The sequence below is a fragment of the Colwellia hornerae genome, from assembly GCF_007954355.1.
Taxonomy (GTDB): domain Bacteria; phylum Pseudomonadota; class Gammaproteobacteria; order Enterobacterales; family Alteromonadaceae; genus Colwellia_A; species Colwellia_A hornerae.
The window spans coordinates 63,918-84,192 of the sequence record NZ_VOLR01000001.1 but is presented as its reverse complement, the minus strand read 5'-3'; the positions used below and the strand labels follow the sequence as shown (position 1 = coordinate 84,192).

Genomic DNA, 20,275 nt, shown 5'->3' with positions numbered 1-20,275 from the left:
AACGACATATAAGTTTAAAGATCGCAATATTCGATACTGCAATCATTTTTATATGTCGTTTCTTAACGCTATTCTAGTGATAAGAAACACAAATAATGATCTCTCTTATACTTTACCTATTGTGTTTGATAAACTGTTGAAAATTTATTATTCATGTGACTTATGACTTTCATTTCATCTCAACATTTCCCCCGTGCTGGTTTTCGCCGCCGCGTAGCTTCTTGGGTTTATGATCTTTTAATTGCCATTGCTGTTTATATGACTGCTGGCGCAATGTCATTTTTATTGATGTACTTAGGTTTTCACTTTGGTTTGTTTGGCTTACAAGGCTACGAACATTTTTCTGATGCTATTGCCAATACGGCTTGGTTAAAGTGGCCAAATGAGTTTTGGAAACTTGCTTGGGTGTCGTTTTTCTTTATTTGGTTTTGGTCTAAAACCGGTCAAACCTTAGGAATGAAAGCGTGGCGTTTACGTGTGCAAAACCAAGATGGTTCTTTAATTAATAAAGTGACTGGCCTAAAAAGGTTACTCCCTACGTTGTTAGGTTTAGGTAACTTTACGGTGATTTTTGATCGTAAAAATAAATTAAGTTTACAAGACAGGTTAACAGATACAGAAGTGGTGGTTTTAACGTTAGAGGCTAACCGTGGTCGTTTGTAGAGCAAATCCCCCCTAGATACAGTGCGAAAAAGTTAGGCATGATAGATGTGATTATCATGCCGTCTAATGACACATATCGGCTAAGAGGCGCGCGGGTAAAAGTTAACTGGGGCGTTTATTCATTAGATATAACGCTAATGATACAAAGATAAAACTGGGCATTAACGCGCCAAAAGCTGCAGGCAATTGATACACTAAACTTAACGACCCCAGTACTTCGTTAGTAATAAAGAACAAAATCCCTGTCGCTACTCCCATCATAATTCTTGCCCCCATCGAAACAGAACGCAAAGGCCCAAAGACAAAAGATAAGGCAAGTAACAGCATTACCGCAACAGTTAGCGGCTGAACTATTTTTCGCCAAAAAGCCAGTTCGTAACGACTTGAGTCTTGGTTGTTTTCTTCCAAATAACTTAAGTATTCAGACAAGCCCCGTAATGATAATGCTTCGGGAGTTACCATAACGACGCCAAGCTTTTCAGGGGTCAAACTTGATGTCCACATTTTTACCGGTGATGACTCGGTGACCATTTGATTTTCACTTAAATGGGTATCGACAACATCACGCAGCTGCCAGGCATCTTTTTGATAAATGGCACTATCTGCAGATAACCAACTTGATAGTTTTAATGACTTATCAAAGCGATATATTTGCACATCGTTTAATTTACCTTTATCTTCGACTTCACCAATATGAACAAAATAATCGCCGTCTTTCGCCCAAGTTCCATCAGCAGATGAAATTAAGCTACCGCCAGAAATAGCCTGTGCTTTAAGCTGTCTTGCTGCTAATTCTCCAACCGGCGCTAACCATTCTCCAACCGCCATGCTGATAAAAACAAGAATTATTGCCGACTTCATCACAGATTTAATAATATCGACTCGAGAAAGACCTGCCGCTTGCATAACAACAAGCTCACTGTTTGTTGCCAGCATGCCCATACCGATTAAACCGCCAATTAATGCTGACATCGGGAAAAACATTTCAATATCGGGTGGGATTTTATAAAGCACAAATAAAGCAGCATGGGCAATATCATAGTTGCCCTTGCCCACGGTTTTCATTTCTTCAACAAACTTAATGATACCACTTAAGCTAACAAACACCGATAACGTTAACAGCGTTGTAGATGCAATAATTCGACCTATGTACATGTCTAATATACGCATTATGATGATGTTCCTTTACGGGTAAAGTTACGAAATAATAGTGGAAGTTTAGCTTTAAATTTCATCCCGAAACTACGATCTTTAATCAGTAGACTTACCCCTAAAACAAGCACAAAAAAGTGTACTGGCCATAAACCTAAATTTTTGGGTATTGTGCCCGACTCAACACCAGAACGCACCGCAGTTAACATTAAAAAATAACCTAAAAATAGCAATAACGCTGGTAACATTTTAGCAAATTTCCCTTGCCTTGGATTGACAACACTTAAGGGCACGGCAATTAATGTCATGATCAAGCACGCAATGGGAAAAGCAATACGCCAATGACTTTCCGCGCTAAAAGCAGCGGTATCTTCTTCAAACAAATCTTGGGTAGGAATAGCTCTTAATTTTCTATTTTTGTGCGCCACTTTTTGATCTTGTATTTGAATATAGTATTTATCAAAAAAGACTTCCTTGAATTCTTTGCTTTTAGTATCGTTCTGATAACGTGTACCGTCACTCAAAACTAAACGCTGTGAGCCACTTTCTTCCTCAATCACTTGTCCGGTTTGTGCATAAACTAAACTGGCATTAATAATACTTTTATCCGTGGCTTTTTTATCGGGTAGTTGCGCAACAAACACTTTTTCAAAGGTGTTGTCATCACGATTTTTGTCATGAATAAAAATTACGGCTTTTTCATTACCTGTCGTTTGAAATCGACCAGCAATAAGCGAACTTAACCCTGAGTCTGCGGCTAATTGTTCTTTAACTTGATACTCATATTCTGAGGCCATAGGTGATAGGTATAGCGTAAAAATACCAGTAAATATCGCAGTCACAAAACTTAAAATCAGTGTAACCCGCACTACGTACCATTCGCTGACGCCACAGGCATGTAATACTGTCATTTCGCTATCGGCATAAATACGGCCGTAAGCGAGTAAAACCCCAAGAAATAAGCTCAAGGGTAAAATCATTCCCGCTAAGTCAGGTATCTTCAAGCCAATAAAGACCATAACCAAGTGTCCAGGGATACCACCTTCGGCTGCATCATCAAGAATACGGACAAATTTATTACTAATAAAAATGGTCATCAGCACTAAGAAAACCGCTAATTGAGTTTTAGCGACTTCTTTAAGTAAATAACGAAAGATAATCATAAGAATTCCCTATAAAAACATCGTTTTTTTCTGACATCTGCTCTATTTTTAAGTAAACTTGTCGTTTTCATAAGTAATATTAATTTTTGCTCTGAGGGTAATTCGCTTGCACCAAGCTATAATTATAGCCTGTAGCTGAATACTTTTAAAAGTAAGCATAACGATTATTTATAGATTTAAACAAGTTTACTCGTAAATTTCATTTAAAAACAGCTTGTTTTTGTACGAATTAGGAGAGCTCATGGAGTTCAACGTAAAAAGTGGTAGTCCCGAAAAGCAACGTAGCGCCTGTATAGTCGTTGGCGTTTTTGAACCTCGCCGCCTTTCAGCGATTGCTGAACAACTTGACGAAATTAGTGAAGGCTATATCAGTAACTTATTACGTCGCGGTGATTTAGAAGGTAAGTCAGGTCAAATGTTACTGCTTCATCACGTGCCTAATATCTTAAGCGAACGTGTTTTGCTGGTTGGCTGTGGTAAAGAACGTGAACTTGATGAACGCCAATACCGACAAATAATCAGTAAAACAATTAGTACGTTAAATGAAACGGGTTCGATGGAAGCGGTTTGTTTTTTATCAGAATTACACGTTAAAGGTCGCGATACCTATTGGAAAGTACGCCAAGCTGTTGAAGCGACTCAAGACTGCTTATACAGCTTTGACGGACTAAAAACTCGCAAGGTTGAAGCACGCCGTCCTCTACGTAAAATGGTTTTTAATGTCCCGACTCGTCGAGAGTTGCCACTGGGCGAACGCGCTATTTCTCATGCGCTTGCTGTTTCAGAAGGTATAACAACCTGTAAAAATGTTGCTAATATGCCGCCAAACATCTGTAACCCAGCTTATTTAGCAGAACAAGCTAAAATTTTAGAAAATGATTACGACAATGTCAGCACCGAAATAATTGGCGAGAAAGAGATGGAAGAATTGGGTATGAACTCATACCTTGCCGTTGGCCGAGCTTCTCGCAACGAATCGATTATGAGCATTATTAAATATAATGGTGCGGGTAGTGATGTTAATCCGATTGTTTTAGTCGGTAAAGGTGTGACTTTCGACGCCGGTGGTATTTCATTAAAGCCCGGCGAAGCCATGGACGAAATGAAATATGACATGGGTGGCGCAGCCGGTGTTTTAGGTGCGATGCATGCCCTAGCAGAATTGCAGTTGCCGATTAACGTTATTGGTGTTTTAGCCGGTTGTGAAAATATGCCCGGTGGTGATGCTTATCGCCCTGGTGATATTTTAACGACCATGTCAGGCCAAACAGTTGAGGTATTAAACACCGATGCAGAAGGTCGTTTGGTCTTGTGTGATGCCCTCACCTATGTTGAACGTTATGACCCTGAACTTGTTATTGATGTGGCAACCCTTACCGGTGCCTGTGTGGTTGCCCTAGGCAAGCATGCATCTGGCTTATTAAGCACGCACAACCCATTAGCACATGAATTATTGAATGCTTCAGAACAAAGTGGTGACCGCGCATGGCGTTTACCGTTATGGGAAGAATATCAAGAACAGCTAGAAAGCCCATTTGCTGATTTCACCAATTTAGGTGGCAAAGCCGCCGGTACTATTACGGCTGCCTGTTTCTTAGCCCGTTTCACTAAAAAGTACCATTGGGCACATCTTGATGTTGCCGGTACTGCTTGGCGCAGCGGTGGTAAAGACAAAGGCTCTACTGGCCGCCCGGTAAGCTTGCTGACGCAATTTTTATTGAATCGTGCTGGTGCAGAGCAAAGCGAATAATTTAAGATTTAAAAGAAATAAAAGGAACAACGCGAACATGCAAACACAAGTAATGTTTTATTTGCTTGAAGAAGATGCAAAGCATGAGCAGGTGGCTGAACAGTCGCATGCTCATGCTTGTTTGCAGGCTGCTAATTTTTATCGCCAAAATCAGCGGGTATTTATTTACTGCGCCGATCAACAGATGGCTCATCAATTGGATGAACTACTTTGGGCATTTGAACCTGACAGTTTTGTTCCTCACAATTTACCGGGCGAAGGCCCTAAAAATGGCGCTGCTGTTGAAATTAGTTGGCAACCGCCCACTAACCGCCGCGCTATTTTAATAAATTTAACCAGCACAGTGCCTCACTTTGCTAATCAGTTTTCACACATTGTTGACTTTGTACCCAGTGATGAAACCCTAAAACAACAAGCTCGAGAGCGCTATAAAGGCTATCGTCAATGGGGATTTCAAGTGGATAATCAAACCGCGCCACAACAGTCAAAGTCAATTAATGCACTTCAATCAAGTTAAGTAGTCATTCCCATGGAAAAAACATTCAATCCTTCAGAAATCGAACAGTCTCTTTATCAAAGTTGGGAAGAGCAAGGTTATTTTAGCCCAACTGGCGAAGGAGATGGCTATAGCATTGCTATACCACCACCAAACGTTACCGGTAGTTTGCATATGGGACACGCGTTCCAACAAACTATTATGGATACCTTAATACGTTATCAACGTATGCAAGGTAAAAATACTTTATGGCAAACCGGCATGGATCACGCAGGTATCGCCACGCAAATGGTAGTAGAACGCAAAATTGCTGCTGAAGAAGATAAAACACGTCACGACTACGGCCGTGAAGCTTTTATTGATAAAGTGTGGGAATGGAAAGACGAGTCTGGTGGCACTATCGGTAAACAAATGCGCCGTTTAGGTAACTCTATTGATTGGTCGCGCGAACGTTTCACTATGGACGATGGCATGTCTGAAGCGGTACAAGAAGTCTTTGTACGCTTATTTGAAGACGACTTAATTTATCGTGGCAAACGCTTAGTTAACTGGGATCCAAAATTCCATACCGCGATTTCTGATTTAGAAGTTGAGAACAAAGATAAAAAAGGTCACATGTGGTACTTACGCTATCCTTTGGCTGATGGCGTTAAAACCGCTGAAGGTAAAGACTACTTAGTGGTAGCAACAACTCGACCAGAAACTGTTTTAGGAGATACCGGTGTCGCGGTAAACCCTAAAGATGATCGTTATAAAAATCTGATCGGTAAGCATATTTTATTACCTTTGGTTAATCGTTTAATCCCTATTGTTGGCGACGACCATGCTGATATGACTAAAGGTTCAGGTTGTGTGAAAATCACACCTGCTCATGACTTTAACGATAATGAAGTCGGTAAACGTCATGACTTGCCTCTCATCAATATTTTAGATAAAAATGCGGCTATCTTAGCAAGCGCCGAAGTTTATAAAAATAATGGCGAGCCATCGACTGCCTACAGTACTGAATTACCGAGTGAATTTGCAGGACTCGACCGTTTTGTGGCCCGCAAAGCCATTGTCGCTAAATTTGACGAGTTAGGTTTACTGGTTGAAGTAAAAGATCATGATTTAGTCGCACCTTATGGTGATCGTTCAGGTGTCATTATTGAGCCGTTATTAACCGACCAATGGTATGTTCGCACCGCACCTTTAGTTGGCCCAGCCGTTGCCGCGGTAGAAACTGGTCAAATTGAATTTGTACCTAAACAGTATGAAAATATGTACAACGCTTGGATGCGTGACCTTCAAGACTGGTGTATTTCTCGTCAGCTTTGGTGGGGACATAGAATTCCAGCCTGGTACGATGAAAATGGCGGTGTTTATGTGGGCAGAACCGAAGCAGAAGTGCGTGCTAAATACACACTATCAGCCGATATTGTTTTAAAGCAAGACGATGATGTGCTCGATACTTGGTTCTCATCAGCATTATGGACGTTTTCAACCTTAGGTTGGCCAAGTAATGTGGAAGATCTTAAAAAATTCCACTCAACTGACGTGCTCGTTACCGGCTTTGATATTATTTTCTTCTGGGTTGCCCGCATGATCATGATGACCATGCATTTTATTAAAGATGAAAATGGTCAGCCACAAGTACCGTTCAAAAAAGTCTACGTTACCGGTCTTATCCGCGATGAAAATGGCGATAAGATGAGTAAATCAAAAGGTAATGTGGTTGATCCACTTGATATGATTGATGGTATTGCCCTTGACGAATTATTAGAAAAACGCACCGGCAATATGATGCAGCCAAAACTGGCAGCAAAAATAACTAAGCTGACCAAGAAAGAATACCCAGCAGGCATTGAAGCACATGGTACTGATGCATTACGCTTTACCTTAACCTCTGTTGCTTCTACGGGACGTGACATTACCTGGGACATGAAACGCTTAGACGGTTACCGTAATTTCTGTAATAAACTATGGAATGCGAGTCGTTATGTATTAATGAATACCGAAGAGCAAGACTGCGGTAAAATCGTGAATGGTCAACAAGGTGAAATGGAATTTTCATTAGCTGACCGTTGGATCTTAGGTCAATTTCAGCAAACGGTAAAAACTGTCCATGAATCTTTTGAAGCCTTTCGTTTCGATTTAGCTTCACAAGCATTGTACGAGTTCACTTGGAACCAATTTTGTGATTGGTACCTCGAGTTAACCAAACCGGTATTATTTAAAGGGAGCGAAGCACAGCAACGTGGTACTCGTCATACCTTAGTAACCGTACTCGAAAGCTTATTACGTTTAATGCACCCTATTATGCCATTTATCACTGAAACAATTTGGCAACGTGTTGTGCCATTAAGTAACTTTGTTGCTGATGATAAAGGTAATGAAAGTGCCAGTATTATGGTGCAGCGTTTTCCACAGTTTGACGAAAGTCAATGTGACCAAACCGCCATTGACGATTTAGAGTGGGTAAAACAGTTTATTGTTGCTATTCGTAATATTCGCGGCGAAATGGACATTTCACCAAGTAAAGAGTTACCGGTATTGCTTAAAAATGTTAATGCTAATGACCAACGTCGCTTAGATGAAAATCAACAATTTTTAAGTGCCTTAGCCAAACTTGACAGTATTACGGTATTAGCCGATAACGACGATGCGCCACTTTCAGCTACCGCTGTTGTTGGCGATTTATCGGTATTAATTCCAATGGCGGGGTTAATTGATAAAGAAGCTGAACTGGCTCGTTTAACAAAAGCGATTGATAAACTAGAGATAGACGCTCAAAGAACCCGCGGTAAACTCAGCAATGAAAAGTTTGTTGGTAAAGCACCGGAGGCAGTAATCAACAAAGAAAAAGCTAAGCTAGCCGATGCCGAGTCGGCCTTAGCCAAGCTTGCTGAGCAAATGGTACAAATTTCAGCCTTGTAGCGTAGTTTATTTTATAACTGATAATAATAATGATTATCAGTTATAAATATTCAATAAAGCCAGCATCTTAGCTGGCTTTTTTATGTCATAAAAAAGTCATCAAATCTTAAGATTTTTATAGGATTTCAAGAAAAGATTGTGCTAACATACTTTCGCGTTGAGTTTTTGCGTTTCGGGAGAAGGATATTTCAACTATTTACCTTAATTTAACAAGGTCGATTATTGATTAACCTCAGACGCTACTAGTTTGTGTTATTGGAAACCTTTCTCTGTCTGTACTTTTATAGGTAGAGAGCATTTACTCCGTATATTTCATAGTGGATAATCCACTTTATTACTATTTTTTAATTAATGACCTACGGGAAATGTTGACATGTCTGATTCAGTAACTGGTAAAGTAAAATTTTTTAACGAATCTAAAGGATTCGGTTTCATCGAGCAAGATAACGGACCTGACGTTTTTGTTCACTTCAGCGCTATCTCTGGTGACGGTTTCCGTACACTAACTGACGGCCAAGCTGTTACTTTTACTATCAAGCAAGGACAAAAAGGTCCTGAAGCTGAAAACGTAATTGCTTCTTAATAACGATTATTGTCGTTATTAAAGGATCTTAAGATCCGAATAAAAAAAGCGGAACAATGAAAATTGTTGCGCTTTTTTTTATAGTTAAATTTAACCTACCACGCTCTTTATAATCTGCACTTACCGTCAAACATCCCTTTGCTCTCAAACTCATTAATAAAGTCATCACTAAGCATCATCAAAAACGCATCGGTAATTGATCGATAGTAGGTGATCTCATTGCTATGCGCTTATTTTTGACAGCTGTGGCGGTTAAATCGCACTTTAAAAGCGGGTTATTGGCAAAGCCACAGTGTTTTATTAATGAATGAAAAGAAGCGGGTTAATTAAAGCAGGCTTAGCATTGTGACACCGTCATTAAATAGCAGAGCGAAAATAGCCGTTAAAGGTATCAACAATACTATAAAATACGGTGTCTATTTTAGTTAGTGGGTTATCTCTGCAGAAATGATATCTACAATTGCATCAATGTGCATTTCATCTGTATTTAAGGCTGGAATGTAATGATACGTTTCGCCACCAGCACCAATAAACATATCACGGTTTTCGTGTACTAATTCTTCTAATGTTTCTAAACAATCCGCACTAAATGCTGGGCTAATAATAGCCACATGCTTATTGTTAGCCGCAAGATCGATAAGCGTTACATCGGTATAAGGCTGTAACCACTCTGCTTTACCAAAACGTGACTGAAAAGTCATCACAAAGTCATCCTCAGTAAAGGCTAACGCTGCCATTAATAAACGTGTTGTCTTTGCACAACAACAATAATAAGGGTCGCCCTGCTCTAAGAAATATTTAGGCATGCCATGAAAAGATAACACCAACTTATCGGGCTTACCATGCTCGGCAATATGCTTGTTTACACTTTCAGCAAGCGCTGCTATGTACTTAGGATTGTCATGATAACCACTAATAAAACTTAAACTTGGGATCCAACGCCACGACTTAATTTTATTAACGACCGCGTCAAAAGTAGAACCCACCGTCGGCCCCGCATATTGTGGATACAGAGGTAAAGTAATTATTTTACTTACCCCAGCAAGTTGCAATCTATCTAAAGCCTCGCTAATTGAAGGCTTGCCATAGCGCATTGCCAGCTCAACTCTGACATCATCACCATATTTTTCTGTAAGGACTTTAGCAACTTCATCTTTTTGCTGTTGGCTAATAACCAGTAAAGGTGAGCCTGATGGTGTCCAAATACTTTCATATAGTTTGGCTGATTTTTTAGGTCTGACCCGTAAAATAATGCCATGCAAAATTATCAACCAAATAAGTCGAGGTATTTCAACGACCCGAGGATCAGATAAAAACTCACCTAAATAACGTCTCAAAGCCGAAGCGGTCGGAGCCTCAGGTGTACCAAGGTTAGTGAGCAACACACCAACTTTTGCAGTTTTATTATGTATTTCTTTGGTACGGCCGTGAAAACGTCCACTAAATTTAGGCATGAATACGATACTCTATTGTTTTAAATTACGACAAAAACACTACGGGTTCGTTTACCCTAACACACCAAACAAGAATCAGCTCAATCTGATGTGTTAAAAGGCTCAAACCCATACTATTTTTAAATTATTGAACGATATTACTAATGACTAAATTTAATTGCTCTGTAGTCGTTACTGCCACATTGTTAAGTTCAGCTTTAAAATCACCTGATTTAATACCAGCACCACCTGCAGCGGAAACGACTGCATAAATGTGCACCACATCGACATCACTCAACTTAGCTTGTGGCGTCATTGCACTTGCATCATTAAGTACTATGGTTATCGGTAAATCACTTGCGACTAATTTAACCGCGGCAAGAGGCATACGCCCCCGCGAAGTATCTGCAGATATCGCATAGATAAAAACCGTTTTATCATCGCCAAGTGACAACAATGCTTGTATTTTATCACTTAATGTAACATTAACCGTTAGCTGGGGACCGACAACATTTGACTCAATTTGATTACTGCTGTCGTCTGCCATATTCGGTTGGGCAAGACGCTTTTTCGCTTCATCAATAACTTCAATTAATGCTTGTTTGTTGACATTCTTTTTATCTGAATCGACAACACGCTGCCAATGAGAAATAGCCACTTGATAATTACCGGCAACAAAACTATGCATACCTAATAATATATTTGTTGAGGGATCATTAGCGTCTATTGCTAAAGCCTGATCAATAAATCCTTGCACCCTTTCATCAATTTTTTGCTCGTTCTTGTAGTAAATCGCTTGGGCTTTAGCACCAAAAACATCGGCTTGTGGGCCTTCTATGCGTAAGACTTGGTCATAAGCTTTTACTGCACTGTCAAATTCACCTACAGTCACCAAAGACTGGCCTAAGCGGTACCACGCATCTGAGTTATCTGGTTCGGTTTTAGTGACATCCATTAAGCGCTTTATTTCATTAATAGTTTGCTGTTCAGCATTAACCGATTGCTGCATTGGCTCTTGGGGGGTCATTGTTGTCAGTTTTTCATAAGTGCCTATTTCGGCATATAAGTAAAAACTAAAAGCTAAAATAAAAACAGACAAGCCAACAGGCCAGGCCATAGCCAATACTTTAGTTTCTTGTGGCGCTTTATCTGCAAGATCCTGATTTTCCATATCTTGCAATAAAGTATTATCAAGCTCAGTTAATAAATATTGGTAATTTTCATCATCAATATTTTTTTGCTGAAAGTCTTTTTCTATCTCAGCTTTATGTTCATGATATAAACGCACATTGGTTTCATCACGCTGAGTGTCATCAATCGAGATGTTATTTTGGTGCTGTTTGATAAAAGGTGCCCACACTACTGCTAATATCAGCAATAAAAAAACGATAATGATAAAAATTAATTCCATGAGACAGCCTTATTTATGCTTTAGAATTTGATCAAGTTTATTTTTTTGATCATTGCTTAATGGTTTTTGGGCATTTTTAACTGGCTTTCGACGAAGAATAATAACAACGACTATCACACCAATAAATAATAACCCTGCTGGGCCATACCATAAAAGATAAGTTAAGCTAGAGACCCTAGGACGATATAAAACAAACTCACCGTAGCGCGACACCATAAAATCAACAATTTCCATATCAGCCTTGCCTTGTTGAAGCATGTCATAAACTTCACGGCGCAAATCTGCAGCAATAGGTGAATTAGAATCGGCCAAATTTTGATTTTGACATTTTGGACAACGTAATTCTTTATTGAGGGCATTAAAACGAATTTCGGTGACCTTATCTTTAAAGACATAAGTATCAACGGGGCTAGCTAAAACCGATGAACTGAACAAAGTAACCGTTGCTAAACATGCGGCAATTAACAATTTACTGAACATCATTACTGGCTTCCTTTGCTCGTTGACGAGGCTAAAAATTCTGCTTCTATTTGAGCAATAAGTGGCTCAAATTCATTTTGCCAAACTTGTGGAGTCAGTGGACCTGCATAGCGCTTACGAATAATATTACTGTGATCAACCACAAAAGTTTCCGGTGCTGCGTAAACGCCTAAATTAACACTTAATTTCCCCTCTTCATCAAAGGCTGAAAATTGATAGGGATTACCTAACTCGGTTAACCATTTTGCCGCATCAACCCGTTGATCATCATAATTTAAACCATAAATAGTAAAACGATTGGTTTGTGACAATTCGTTCAAGTATTCATGCTCATAACGACAAGATGGACACCAAGTCCCCCACACATTGACCAGTTTAATACCTGACTTAAAATCAGCAGTTGTCACTGTTCGCTCAGCATTTAATACTGAGTGTAAGCTAAACTCCGGGAATTTTTTGCCAATCAACGCCGAAGGTAACTCGGTAGGATTAAGCGACAAACCGCGAAATAAAATAGCTCCTAAAGCGATAAATAATATCAGTGGAATTAAACGAATTAACTTACCCATTACATATTTCCCTGATTACTTGTCGCTAGTTCATCAGCGCTAGCTGTGTTTATCGACTTTTTCTCTGAAGTATTAATGACTTTTTTACGACGGTAGCGTTTGTCTAATATCGCTAAAAACCCACCAAATGCCATAAATATTGCGCCCAACCATATCCAACGAACAAAGGGTTTGTAATGGACACGAACTGCCCAAGCATTTCCTACTAAGGGATCTCCTAATGCCACATAAATATCACGGAATAAACCTGGGTCAATACCCGCTTCAGTCATTCCCATGGTTTGTACTAAGTACGTGCGACGTTCAGGTTTCAACAGCGTAACAAATTCACCATCATTATAAACTTCGATCTGGCCTTGCTCAGCACTAAAGTTGGCGCCTTTTACCTGTTTAATACCTTTAAAAGCAATTTCGTAATCGGTATCAGCAATTTGAACTTTCTCATTAACGTGCATTTTTACGTTAGTTTCACTTTCATAAACTGATACTATCGTTACACCAACGATAGTGATGGCTATTCCCATATGAGCACAGGTCATGCCCCATTGGCTTAACGTCAGCTTAGAGAAGTTCCATTTATCATTACCCGAGTTTATTTGATTAATTAACTCTTTTAGAACGACCAGAAAAACCCAACAGGCTAGACCTACACCCATAGTAACCAAAGGGACGAATTCACCACCATACAAAAATGGGAAGGCAATGCCAACAATAACGCTGATCACTAATGGACTCATCATTTGTTTACGCAATTCACCTTGCTTAGCTTTTTTCCAGCGAATTAATGGACCAATCCCCATAACGACAAAAAGAAAACTCATGATCGGCACAAACACCGCATTAAAATACGGAGGTCCAACAGAAATTTTTCCTAAGCCCATAGAATCAACTAACAACGGGTACAAGGTACCAAGCAAGACGGTAAGCGTTGCCACTACTAAAATAATGTTACAAATAAGCAGTGCAGTTTCACGAGAATACAAGGCAAATCGACTAAAGGTTTGCACGGTACTGGCTCTAAAGGCATAAAGCGTTAATGAACCACCGACCGCAATCGCCAGCAATAATAAAATAAATAAACCACGACCAGGATCAGCAGCAAAAGAATGCACAGAAGTAATAACCCCTGAACGTACTAAGAAGGTGCCTAATAGACTTAAACTAAAGGCAAATATTGCCAATAATACGGTCCAATTTCTGAATGTGCCACGTTTTTCAGTCACCGCTAAGGAATGAATCAGTGCCGTACCAACCAACCATGGCATAAAAGAAGCATTTTCTACTGGATCCCAAAACCACCAACCGCCCCAGCCAAGTTCGTAGTAAGCCCACCAACTACCTAAAGCGATACCTAAGGTTAAAAATATCCAGGCGGCAACAGTCCAAGGTCTTGCCCATCGCGCCCAAGCAGCATCTAGCTTGCCACACATTAAAGCAGCAACCGCAAAAGCAAAAGCAACAGAGAAACCGACATAACCTAAATAAAGCATCGGCGGGTGAATAATTAAGCCAATATCTTGTAGCAGTGGGTTTAAATCACGACCTTCAGTCGGCACCATTGGCCACAAGCGTTCAAAGGGATTAGAGGTTAATAACGTAAACAGCATAAAACCAACAGCGACCATACCCAGTACAGCTAATACACGTGCAATAAAGGCTTCATCGATGCCCTTACTAAATTTAGCGACGGCGGCAGTCCAGGCTGTCAGTGAGAAAACCCATAACAACAGCGAACCTTCATGTCCGCCCCATACGGCACTTATTTTAAAGTAATAAGGTAAATGAGAATTAGAATGACCCGCAATATATTTGACGGAAAAATCGTCAACGACAAAGCTCCAACCGAGAATAATAAGGCTAATGGCTGTAAAGGCAAACATACCAAAGGTTAAGGGTTTAGCATAGCCAACTAACCGTTCTTGATGACTTGCCAAGCCTACTAATGGAATGATGCTTAAACATATAGCAAAAGCCAAACCAATTATAAGGGCGAAATGTCCTAACTCAGGGAGCATTACTTCAGGGATCATTATTTTCTCCGATTCAGCGAAATCACTGAATACAAAAATTATCAATTAAAGACACCATTATTATGGCGTTTTAGTGAGTTTATTGTTCAGTTAACTGCAAATAGCAAGCTAAAGAAAAACAATTCAAACTAAAAATTTTGGTAATTCTAGCACTATATGGTGAGTAATTTCATCAATGTAACACGAAAATAAATGATTAATTTTCTCATTGCTAGGGCTAGCCTTTACCGACTGATATAGTATGATAATACCCGACTTGGTATTACGATCTAAATCAACTCTTTATCTGGCAAATTACGTTAATATTTGTTTCATAAATTTGGTATTAAAATTATTCAAAAAGTGATTCTTTTGGCAAACTCTCAAAATATTCAACCATCAAACGAACAAACGGATAAGCAAGTGTTGCTGTCTGCTAACGAATTAACGTGTATTCGTGAAGATAGAATATTATTTGAAGCACTTAATTTTTCAGTATCTAGTGGTGATATTATACAGGTGGAAGGTCCAAATGGATCAGGTAAAACCAGCTTATTACGAATTTTAGCCGGTTTATCACAACCCTATGACGGTAGCGTGTTATTCCAACAACAAAATATTGTTGACCATGCTGATGCCTTTCATCAAAATTTACTCTACTTAGGGCACTTGCCTGGCGTAAAAGGTGAAATGACTGCGCAAGAGAACCTAGCATTTAATCTCGCCTTACATGGTAATGACGTTTCAACAGCAGAAGAAACCTTAGAAGAAGTAAACTTATTAGGTTTTGAAGATGCCCTTGCTTCACATTTAAGTGCCGGGCAGCATCGCCGTATTGCCCTTGCACGTTTATGGCAAAGTATCGCACCTATTTGGATATTAGATGAACCTTTCACCGCAATCGATAAGCGTGGTGTCAATACATTAGAGCAATTGTTTCTCGCACATGCTCAACGCGGGGGCTGTGTTATATTAACTACCCATCAAGACTTATCATTTCCTGAAGATAAGGTGAAAAAAATCACTTTAGATTACCGATTTTATTAGAGATAATAAGCATGAAAACCGATCATAATTTATCATATAAGTCCGCTTTTAGCTTAATCATCAAACGAGATCTTACTATTGCCTTTCGTCATCGTGACGATATTATTAATCCATTATTATTTTTTATCATTGTCGTTACTTTGTTTCCACTTGGTATTGGTCCTGAATCAACAACCTTAGCGCGTATTGCGCCTGGCATTATTTGGGTTGCTGCTCTGCTTTCGACATTATTATCACTCGACCGCTTATTTAAATCTGACCATGAAGATGGTTCTTTAGAACAAATGATGCTCAGTCCTCATCCCATTTTTATCTTAGTACTGGCTAAGATTATTGCGCATTGGCTGGTTACCGGCTTGCCGCTTATTTTTATTGCGCCGTTACTTGCCGTATTGTTACATTTAAATGAAAATAGTTACGGCGCATTAATGCTAACGTTATTATTAGGCACACCGGTACTTAGTTTATTAGGCGCTATTGGTGTTGCGCTAACGGTCGGTATTAAGAAAGGCGGTGTTTTACTCAGTTTATTAGTGTTACCACTTTATATTCCGATATTAATTTTTGCGACTAGCGCCATAGATACTGCAGCAATGAACTTACCTTACAGCGGACAACTTGCTATAATTGCCGCACTGTTTTTTGGCTCGTTAACCTTAGCCCCTTTTGCTGTTAGTGCAGCACTAAAAGTGAGTACCAACTAATGTGGAAATGGTTACACCCTTATGCAAACCCTGAAGTGTCATATCACTTTATCGGTAAATTATTACCTTGGCTTGCCAAGATCACTATGACTTTACTTGCTATTGGCATGGTCTGGGCATTAGTTTTTGCACCCGCAGATTATCAACAAGGCGACAGTTTTAGAATTTTTTATATTCATGTTCCAACGGCTATATTATCGATGAGCATATACTTGGCTATGGCATCAGCAGCTTTTTGTAGCTTGGTATGGCAATTTAGACTTGCCGATGCTTCGGCTGCGGCTATGGCGCCAGTAGGCGCTGTTATTACTGCCATCGCATTATTTACTGGTGCCGCTTGGGGTAAACCTATGTGGGGAACTTGGTGGATTTGGGATGCTCGTTTAACCTCAGAGTTGGTATTACTTTTTCTTTACTTAGGCGTTATTGCTTTACATAATGCTTTTGAAGATAAAAACCTTGCCGGTAAAGCAGCAGGTATTTTATCACTGGTCGGCGTCGTTAACATTCCTATTATTAAGTACTCTGTCGAATGGTGGAATACGCTTCATCAGGGGGCAACGGTCAGTAAAATGAGCGCTCCCTCAATGAGTATGGAGATGTTCTGGCCGTTTGTGATCTGTTTTTTAGCTATCGCTATGCTGGTAACATTTGTTATTTCTATCCGTTTTCGTACTGAAATATTAGCGCGTAATAGTATGCGTCCTTGGGTACGTGAATTGATCACCGCAGAGGGCATTAAATAATGCAGTTTGATAGTATTTCAGCATTTTTTGATATGGGCGGTTATGCTTTTTTTGTTTGGTTGTCTTATGGCGTCAGTGCTTTTTTATTAGCGGCGTTAATTTATAGTAGTCATAGCAACCATAAAAAGGTTAAACAAAAAATAGCACTTCGTTTACAGCGCGAAAAGAAGTTACGCAAAGCGGCTCAACAAAATTCAGTACAAGCAGAGCAAGCTGATAGCAATACCGCAGTTTTACAAAATTTACCCAAAAACTCTAATAAGGTTGTTTCATGAATCCACGTCGTAAAAAACGTTTAACCATCGTTATTTCTATTTTAGTCGGCTTAAGTGTCGTTGCTGGATTCGTGCTTTATGCATTAAGCCAAAACATAGATCTCTTTTATAAACCCTCTGAAATATATCAGGGTAAAGATGATACCGGCATAAAACCTATTAACGGCCAACGTCTTCGCATTGGTGGTTTAGTGGTACCTGGCAGTGTTAAGCGTGACCCGTCAAGTTTAGACGTTACTTTTGAACTGGTTGACATGAGAATGCCGATAGTTTTTAAGGACTCTGATCCCGTCATTAAAGTGCATTATGATGGCATACTGCCTGATTTATTTCGTGAAGGACAAGGTATCGTTGCAAACGGTATGTTAGTTAACGGCAATTTTATTGAAGCATCTGAAGTATTAGCTAAACATGACGAGAACTACATACCCAAAGAATTAGCCGATGACATGGGTGAAAAACATCAAAAACCTAGTTATAGTAAAGAACAGTTAGAAGAACAAAACTACTAGTAAAAATATAATATAAATCGCCATAAAAAAGTAGGCTTTCCCCCTATTTTTTGTGGCGTTTTTTATTCTCTACGCTTAGCTAAATAACCCCATAAGCCGATACTATTCGGTCACCAACCTTATTCATAATATTAATTTCACCTTCACAGACAGCAATAATCGACTTACCTTTCTTAAAGCTTTCAGGAATAACCACGCGCCCTTCTGCAGATTGTAAAAATGATTCAATCTTATGTAAAAGTTCTAGAGAGTCATCACTGTAATAAATCAAGGTTACTATCTTTTCTTGGTAGACTTGCATTATTCACTCTTATTATTGTTGAGTTATAAATTTATCAAGTTAATGTCACTTATAATCTTTATTGTTCAGCAATAGCAAAAAAATAAAAAATCCGTAAACATCATATCGAAGCAAAGTAACACAGCCAAAAACACAAAGCTAATTATACAATAAAATCAATCAATTAAGTTAACACCAAGTTAACTCTTAGTTATCTTTAAGCAATTTTTGTATCTTGCTGTAAATTTTAAGTAAAAAAAAAACTGAGTATATAACCCAGGGTTAAGCAAATGAGATTGTTTAACAACTTTCTAGAGATTTAATATACGCCCTGCCTCTTAATTTATAAAAATCAATGAAATTAAATAGCATCATCCAGTAAGTTGATTGGTATTAATATTGGCTGGAAATAAAAAACGTCAACAAGTGGTTAGGGGTTTTCGATCAAATTAAAATGTTATTAAGTCTTGTTATAATAGTGTATTAACTTAACCCTTAGAGTTTTAGAATATGTAACTATGACAGCGCTGTCGATTTAATTGATGATCATTTATTTGTCTGAGTCAGCAAAAAATTCAGTTGTTTTTATATAGGTGATTGCCGCGCTGCCTAATAAAAATAAGCTGTGCATCGCGATAGGCTTACATAACAAGAATAAGATACAAGGCTTTAACGGATGAAAGCGACAATTAACCTGGGATAAGATTATGACAGCGGTGAATGCATGACATTATCAGCCCAACTTAGCCGCACGTAATTTAGCCGTTGCTACGGCATACAGCATTGCTTTTATTTACAATACCCACAATGTACACATTTAATTGGATTATCCATGATTAACCGGTAAACATAGCTAGCAGTTAATTATTACAAACCAAATTTTATCGACGAGCGCAACACTTAAACGATAAAGTTTGGTTTGCTTATGACTTTAAGCACATATTAATAAGCGGGTATGAAGAGTTACTTTTGTCTAAATGAATAAATGCCAACTTTACCATCCGCGCCTGCCGCCAAAAACATCATCTTATCGCTCGCCAGTGTATAGAAGCCTTTATCGTCTTTTTTACCTTGTGGGTTTGCTAATACTTGCCAAGTTTTTCCAGCGTTAAACGAAATATCACTACTGGTTTTCCCTGTCGCAAGACAAATATCTCCCTGACAACTCATTGCTGAACGCAAACCATATTGTCCGGCATTTACTGACTGCCATTGATTATCAGTAAAAGTTGCCATATTAGGATAGCTTGCAGGGCGCTGCTCATAGTCGCCACCAACAACAAATATTTGTTGGTGGGCATTTAATGCTAAACCATAACCACCCGCGGTTTGTGTTTTAGAGAACAGTGGTACAGTATCGCGTTGCCATGTTTCACCAAAATCAATGCTGCTGTAAACTGATGCTGAAAACCCACCCGTTGTTAGCCAAGCTTTACCTTGTTCGCCAACAATTAAGGTATTCCCGCTGGCTGCAAAAGCCGCTTCTTTTTCAACAAATGTAGGTATATTGGTTTGCTCGATACGACGCCATGTTTTACCACCATCACTGGTTTTTTTTATGACATAAAAGCCATCAACGGGGTCGCCCATCAACAAGCCATTGTTATTATCCCAAAAAGCGATAGAGTCAAAAAAGCCATCTTTATCTTGGTTTTGGTAAAGTAACTGCCAGCTATCGCCGCCATCAATGGTTTTGTAAAGTACGGATTGTTCTCCACTGCCAACGCCCATAACAATAGCTGTGTGCTTATCAAATAAGGCAATATCGCGAAAACCTGTTTTTATAGAGCTATCTACTGATTTATCTAACCATGTTTTGCCTCCATCTTGACTAACAAAAACAGTATTATTACTACCACTAACCCATAATGAATTATCGATAACAGCACTTCCGCGCAAAGAAGGTGAACCTGGCAGTGCCGTATGTTGCCAAGACGGCAAATCAACTATAGTGCTATTGGCAATCGCTGAGTAAAAGACAGTCGCGACACTGAGATATTTTATGGCGCTAATTAAGCGAGTACTTACTTTAACTTTGGCTAGTATTAAAAGAGTCGACGACATGATAATTATCATTTTAAGTGAA

General features: G+C 39.2%; 19 protein-coding genes. 10 read left to right on the top strand and 9 right to left on the bottom strand.

The annotated features are described in order from the left end of the window. The first annotated feature begins 162 nt into the window (after positions 1 to 162). A complete protein-coding gene (locus ESZ26_RS00285) occupies positions 163 to 663 on the top strand; it encodes an RDD family protein (protein ID WP_146795925.1) in 501 nt (166 codons plus the stop codon). Positions 664 to 765: 102 nt separating this feature from the next. On the opposite strand, the gene lptG is transcribed toward ESZ26_RS00285, so the two are convergent. Further along, a complete protein-coding gene (gene lptG, locus ESZ26_RS00280) occupies positions 766 to 1,833 on the bottom strand; it encodes an LPS export ABC transporter permease LptG (RefSeq protein WP_211361190.1) in 1,068 nt (355 codons plus the stop codon). After that, positions 1,833 to 2,978, bottom strand: a complete 1,146-nt coding sequence (gene lptF, locus ESZ26_RS00275) for an LPS export ABC transporter permease LptF (protein ID WP_146795920.1) — start codon at positions 2,976 to 2,978, stop codon at positions 1,833 to 1,835. Before lptF ends, lptG begins: the two co-directional genes overlap by 1 nt. A 241-nt stretch (positions 2,979 to 3,219) precedes the next feature. Here lptF and pepA point away from each other — a divergent pair, with 241 nt between their 5' ends. The 4 genes from pepA to ESZ26_RS00255 all read left to right on the top strand — a co-directional run bounded on the left by pepA (position 3,220) and on the right by ESZ26_RS00255 (position 8,723). Beyond that, positions 3,220 to 4,728 carry a leucyl aminopeptidase gene (pepA, locus tag ESZ26_RS00270; RefSeq protein WP_146795918.1) on the top strand — a complete coding sequence of 503 codons (1,509 nt, stop codon included), beginning with the start codon at positions 3,220 to 3,222 and terminating at the stop codon, positions 4,726 to 4,728. Between the two features lie 37 nt (positions 4,729 to 4,765). Continuing rightward, positions 4,766 to 5,245: a DNA polymerase III subunit chi gene (locus ESZ26_RS00265; protein WP_146795915.1), complete on the top strand. Its 480-nt coding sequence runs from the start codon at positions 4,766 to 4,768 to the stop codon at positions 5,243 to 5,245. 12 nt (positions 5,246 to 5,257) lie between these two features. Then, the gene (locus ESZ26_RS00260) at positions 5,258 to 8,140 is read left to right on the top strand and encodes a valine--tRNA ligase (protein WP_146795913.1); all 2,883 of its coding nucleotides are present in this window, start codon (positions 5,258 to 5,260) and stop codon (positions 8,138 to 8,140) included. 373 nt (positions 8,141 to 8,513) lie between these two features. Further along, the gene (locus ESZ26_RS00255) at positions 8,514 to 8,723 is read left to right on the top strand and encodes a cold-shock protein (protein WP_070375833.1); all 210 of its coding nucleotides are present in this window, start codon (positions 8,514 to 8,516) and stop codon (positions 8,721 to 8,723) included. 425 nt (positions 8,724 to 9,148) lie between these two features. On the opposite strand, the gene hemH is transcribed toward ESZ26_RS00255, so the two are convergent. The 5 genes from hemH to ESZ26_RS00230 form a co-directional block, all read right to left on the bottom strand. Then, entirely contained in the window at positions 9,149 to 10,177 is a 1,029-nt protein-coding gene (gene hemH / locus ESZ26_RS00250) for a ferrochelatase (protein WP_146795911.1), read from the bottom strand. Positions 10,178 to 10,301: 124 nt separating this feature from the next. Next, positions 10,302 to 11,567: a c-type cytochrome biogenesis protein CcmI gene (gene ccmI / locus ESZ26_RS00245; protein WP_146795908.1), complete on the bottom strand. Its 1,266-nt coding sequence runs from the start codon at positions 11,565 to 11,567 to the stop codon at positions 10,302 to 10,304. Between the two features lie 9 nt (positions 11,568 to 11,576). Then, positions 11,577 to 12,050, bottom strand: a complete 474-nt coding sequence (locus tag ESZ26_RS00240; RefSeq protein WP_395880321.1) for a cytochrome c-type biogenesis protein — start codon at positions 12,048 to 12,050, stop codon at positions 11,577 to 11,579. After that, positions 12,050 to 12,616, bottom strand: coding sequence for a DsbE family thiol:disulfide interchange protein (locus tag ESZ26_RS00235; RefSeq protein WP_146795906.1), 567 nt, complete (start codon positions 12,614 to 12,616; stop codon positions 12,050 to 12,052). The genes ESZ26_RS00240 and ESZ26_RS00235 overlap by 1 nt, the downstream gene beginning before the upstream one ends. Continuing rightward, complete coding sequence (locus ESZ26_RS00230) at positions 12,616 to 14,631, bottom strand: heme lyase CcmF/NrfE family subunit (protein WP_146796366.1); 2,016 nt, start codon at positions 14,629 to 14,631, stop codon at positions 12,616 to 12,618. The genes ESZ26_RS00235 and ESZ26_RS00230 overlap by 1 nt, the downstream gene beginning before the upstream one ends. 366 nt (positions 14,632 to 14,997) lie before the next feature. On the opposite strand from ESZ26_RS00230, the gene ccmA reads away from it, so the two are divergent. Genes ccmA through ccmE form a run of 5 tightly spaced genes read left to right on the top strand, consistent with a single transcriptional unit; the run spans position 14,998 to position 17,909 of the window. Then, positions 14,998 to 15,672, top strand: a complete 675-nt coding sequence (gene ccmA / locus ESZ26_RS00225; RefSeq protein ID WP_223271636.1) for a cytochrome c biogenesis heme-transporting ATPase CcmA — start codon at positions 14,998 to 15,000, stop codon at positions 15,670 to 15,672. 11 nt (positions 15,673 to 15,683) lie between these two features. After that, on the top strand, positions 15,684 to 16,376 hold the full coding sequence (ccmB, locus tag ESZ26_RS00220) for a heme exporter protein CcmB (protein ID WP_146795903.1): 693 nt from the start codon (positions 15,684 to 15,686) through the stop codon (positions 16,374 to 16,376). After that, positions 16,376 to 17,122 (top strand): heme ABC transporter permease, encoded by a 747-nt coding sequence (locus tag ESZ26_RS00215; RefSeq protein WP_146795901.1) that lies wholly within the window; start codon positions 16,376 to 16,378, stop codon positions 17,120 to 17,122. The genes ccmB and ESZ26_RS00215 overlap by 1 nt, the downstream gene beginning before the upstream one ends. Beyond that, positions 17,122 to 17,397, top strand: coding sequence for a heme exporter protein CcmD (ccmD, locus tag ESZ26_RS00210; RefSeq protein ID WP_146795897.1), 276 nt, complete (start codon positions 17,122 to 17,124; stop codon positions 17,395 to 17,397). Before ESZ26_RS00215 ends, ccmD begins: the two co-directional genes overlap by 1 nt. After that, positions 17,394 to 17,909 (top strand): cytochrome c maturation protein CcmE, encoded by a 516-nt coding sequence (gene ccmE / locus ESZ26_RS00205; protein WP_146795895.1) that lies wholly within the window; start codon positions 17,394 to 17,396, stop codon positions 17,907 to 17,909. Before ccmD ends, ccmE begins: the two co-directional genes overlap by 4 nt. A 79-nt stretch (positions 17,910 to 17,988) precedes the next feature. Here the strand turns inward: ccmE and ESZ26_RS00200 are convergent, their stop codons facing one another. Beyond that, entirely contained in the window at positions 17,989 to 18,210 is a 222-nt protein-coding gene (locus tag ESZ26_RS00200; RefSeq protein WP_146795892.1) for a TIGR02922 family protein, read from the bottom strand. Between the two features lie 942 nt (positions 18,211 to 19,152). After that, on the bottom strand, positions 19,153 to 20,253 hold the full coding sequence (locus tag ESZ26_RS00195; protein ID WP_170246273.1) for a WD40/YVTN/BNR-like repeat-containing protein: 1,101 nt from the start codon (positions 20,251 to 20,253) through the stop codon (positions 19,153 to 19,155). Positions 20,254 to 20,275 lie beyond the last annotated feature (22 nt).

Excerpts from the sequence above, each read along its gene's own strand:
- ccmI (WP_146795908.1), bottom strand. The coding sequence starts at position 11,567 with ATGGAATTAATTTTTATCATTATCGTTTTTTTATTGCTGATATTAGCA.
- ESZ26_RS00235 (WP_146795906.1), bottom strand. The coding sequence starts at position 12,616 with ATGGGTAAGTTAATTCGTTTAATTCCACTGATATTATTTATCGCTTTA.
- ESZ26_RS00200 (WP_146795892.1), bottom strand. The coding sequence starts at position 18,210 with ATGCAAGTCTACCAAGAAAAGATAGTAACCTTGATTTATTACAGTGAT.
- lptF (WP_146795920.1), bottom strand. The coding sequence starts at position 2,978 with ATGATTATCTTTCGTTATTTACTTAAAGAAGTCGCTAAAACTCAATTA.
- ccmB (WP_146795903.1), top strand. The coding sequence starts at position 15,684 with ATGAAAACCGATCATAATTTATCATATAAGTCCGCTTTTAGCTTAATC.
- ESZ26_RS00230 (WP_146796366.1), bottom strand. The coding sequence starts at position 14,631 with ATGCTCCCTGAGTTAGGACATTTCGCCCTTATAATTGGTTTGGCTTTT.
- ccmE (WP_146795895.1), top strand. The coding sequence starts at position 17,394 with ATGAATCCACGTCGTAAAAAACGTTTAACCATCGTTATTTCTATTTTA.
- ESZ26_RS00265 (WP_146795915.1), top strand. The coding sequence starts at position 4,766 with ATGCAAACACAAGTAATGTTTTATTTGCTTGAAGAAGATGCAAAGCAT.
- ccmD (WP_146795897.1), top strand. The coding sequence starts at position 17,122 with ATGCAGTTTGATAGTATTTCAGCATTTTTTGATATGGGCGGTTATGCT.
- ESZ26_RS00285 (WP_146795925.1), top strand. The coding sequence starts at position 163 with ATGACTTTCATTTCATCTCAACATTTCCCCCGTGCTGGTTTTCGCCGC.
- ESZ26_RS00255 (WP_070375833.1), top strand. The coding sequence starts at position 8,514 with ATGTCTGATTCAGTAACTGGTAAAGTAAAATTTTTTAACGAATCTAAA.
- ESZ26_RS00240 (WP_395880321.1), bottom strand. The coding sequence starts at position 12,050 with ATGATGTTCAGTAAATTGTTAATTGCCGCATGTTTAGCAACGGTTACT.
- lptG (WP_211361190.1), bottom strand. The coding sequence starts at position 1,833 with ATGCGTATATTAGACATGTACATAGGTCGAATTATTGCATCTACAACG.
- pepA (WP_146795918.1), top strand. The coding sequence starts at position 3,220 with ATGGAGTTCAACGTAAAAAGTGGTAGTCCCGAAAAGCAACGTAGCGCC.
- ESZ26_RS00195 (WP_170246273.1), bottom strand. The coding sequence starts at position 20,253 with ATGTCGTCGACTCTTTTAATACTAGCCAAAGTTAAAGTAAGTACTCGC.
- hemH (WP_146795911.1), bottom strand. The coding sequence starts at position 10,177 with ATGCCTAAATTTAGTGGACGTTTTCACGGCCGTACCAAAGAAATACAT.
- ESZ26_RS00215 (WP_146795901.1), top strand. The coding sequence starts at position 16,376 with ATGTGGAAATGGTTACACCCTTATGCAAACCCTGAAGTGTCATATCAC.
- ESZ26_RS00260 (WP_146795913.1), top strand. The coding sequence starts at position 5,258 with ATGGAAAAAACATTCAATCCTTCAGAAATCGAACAGTCTCTTTATCAA.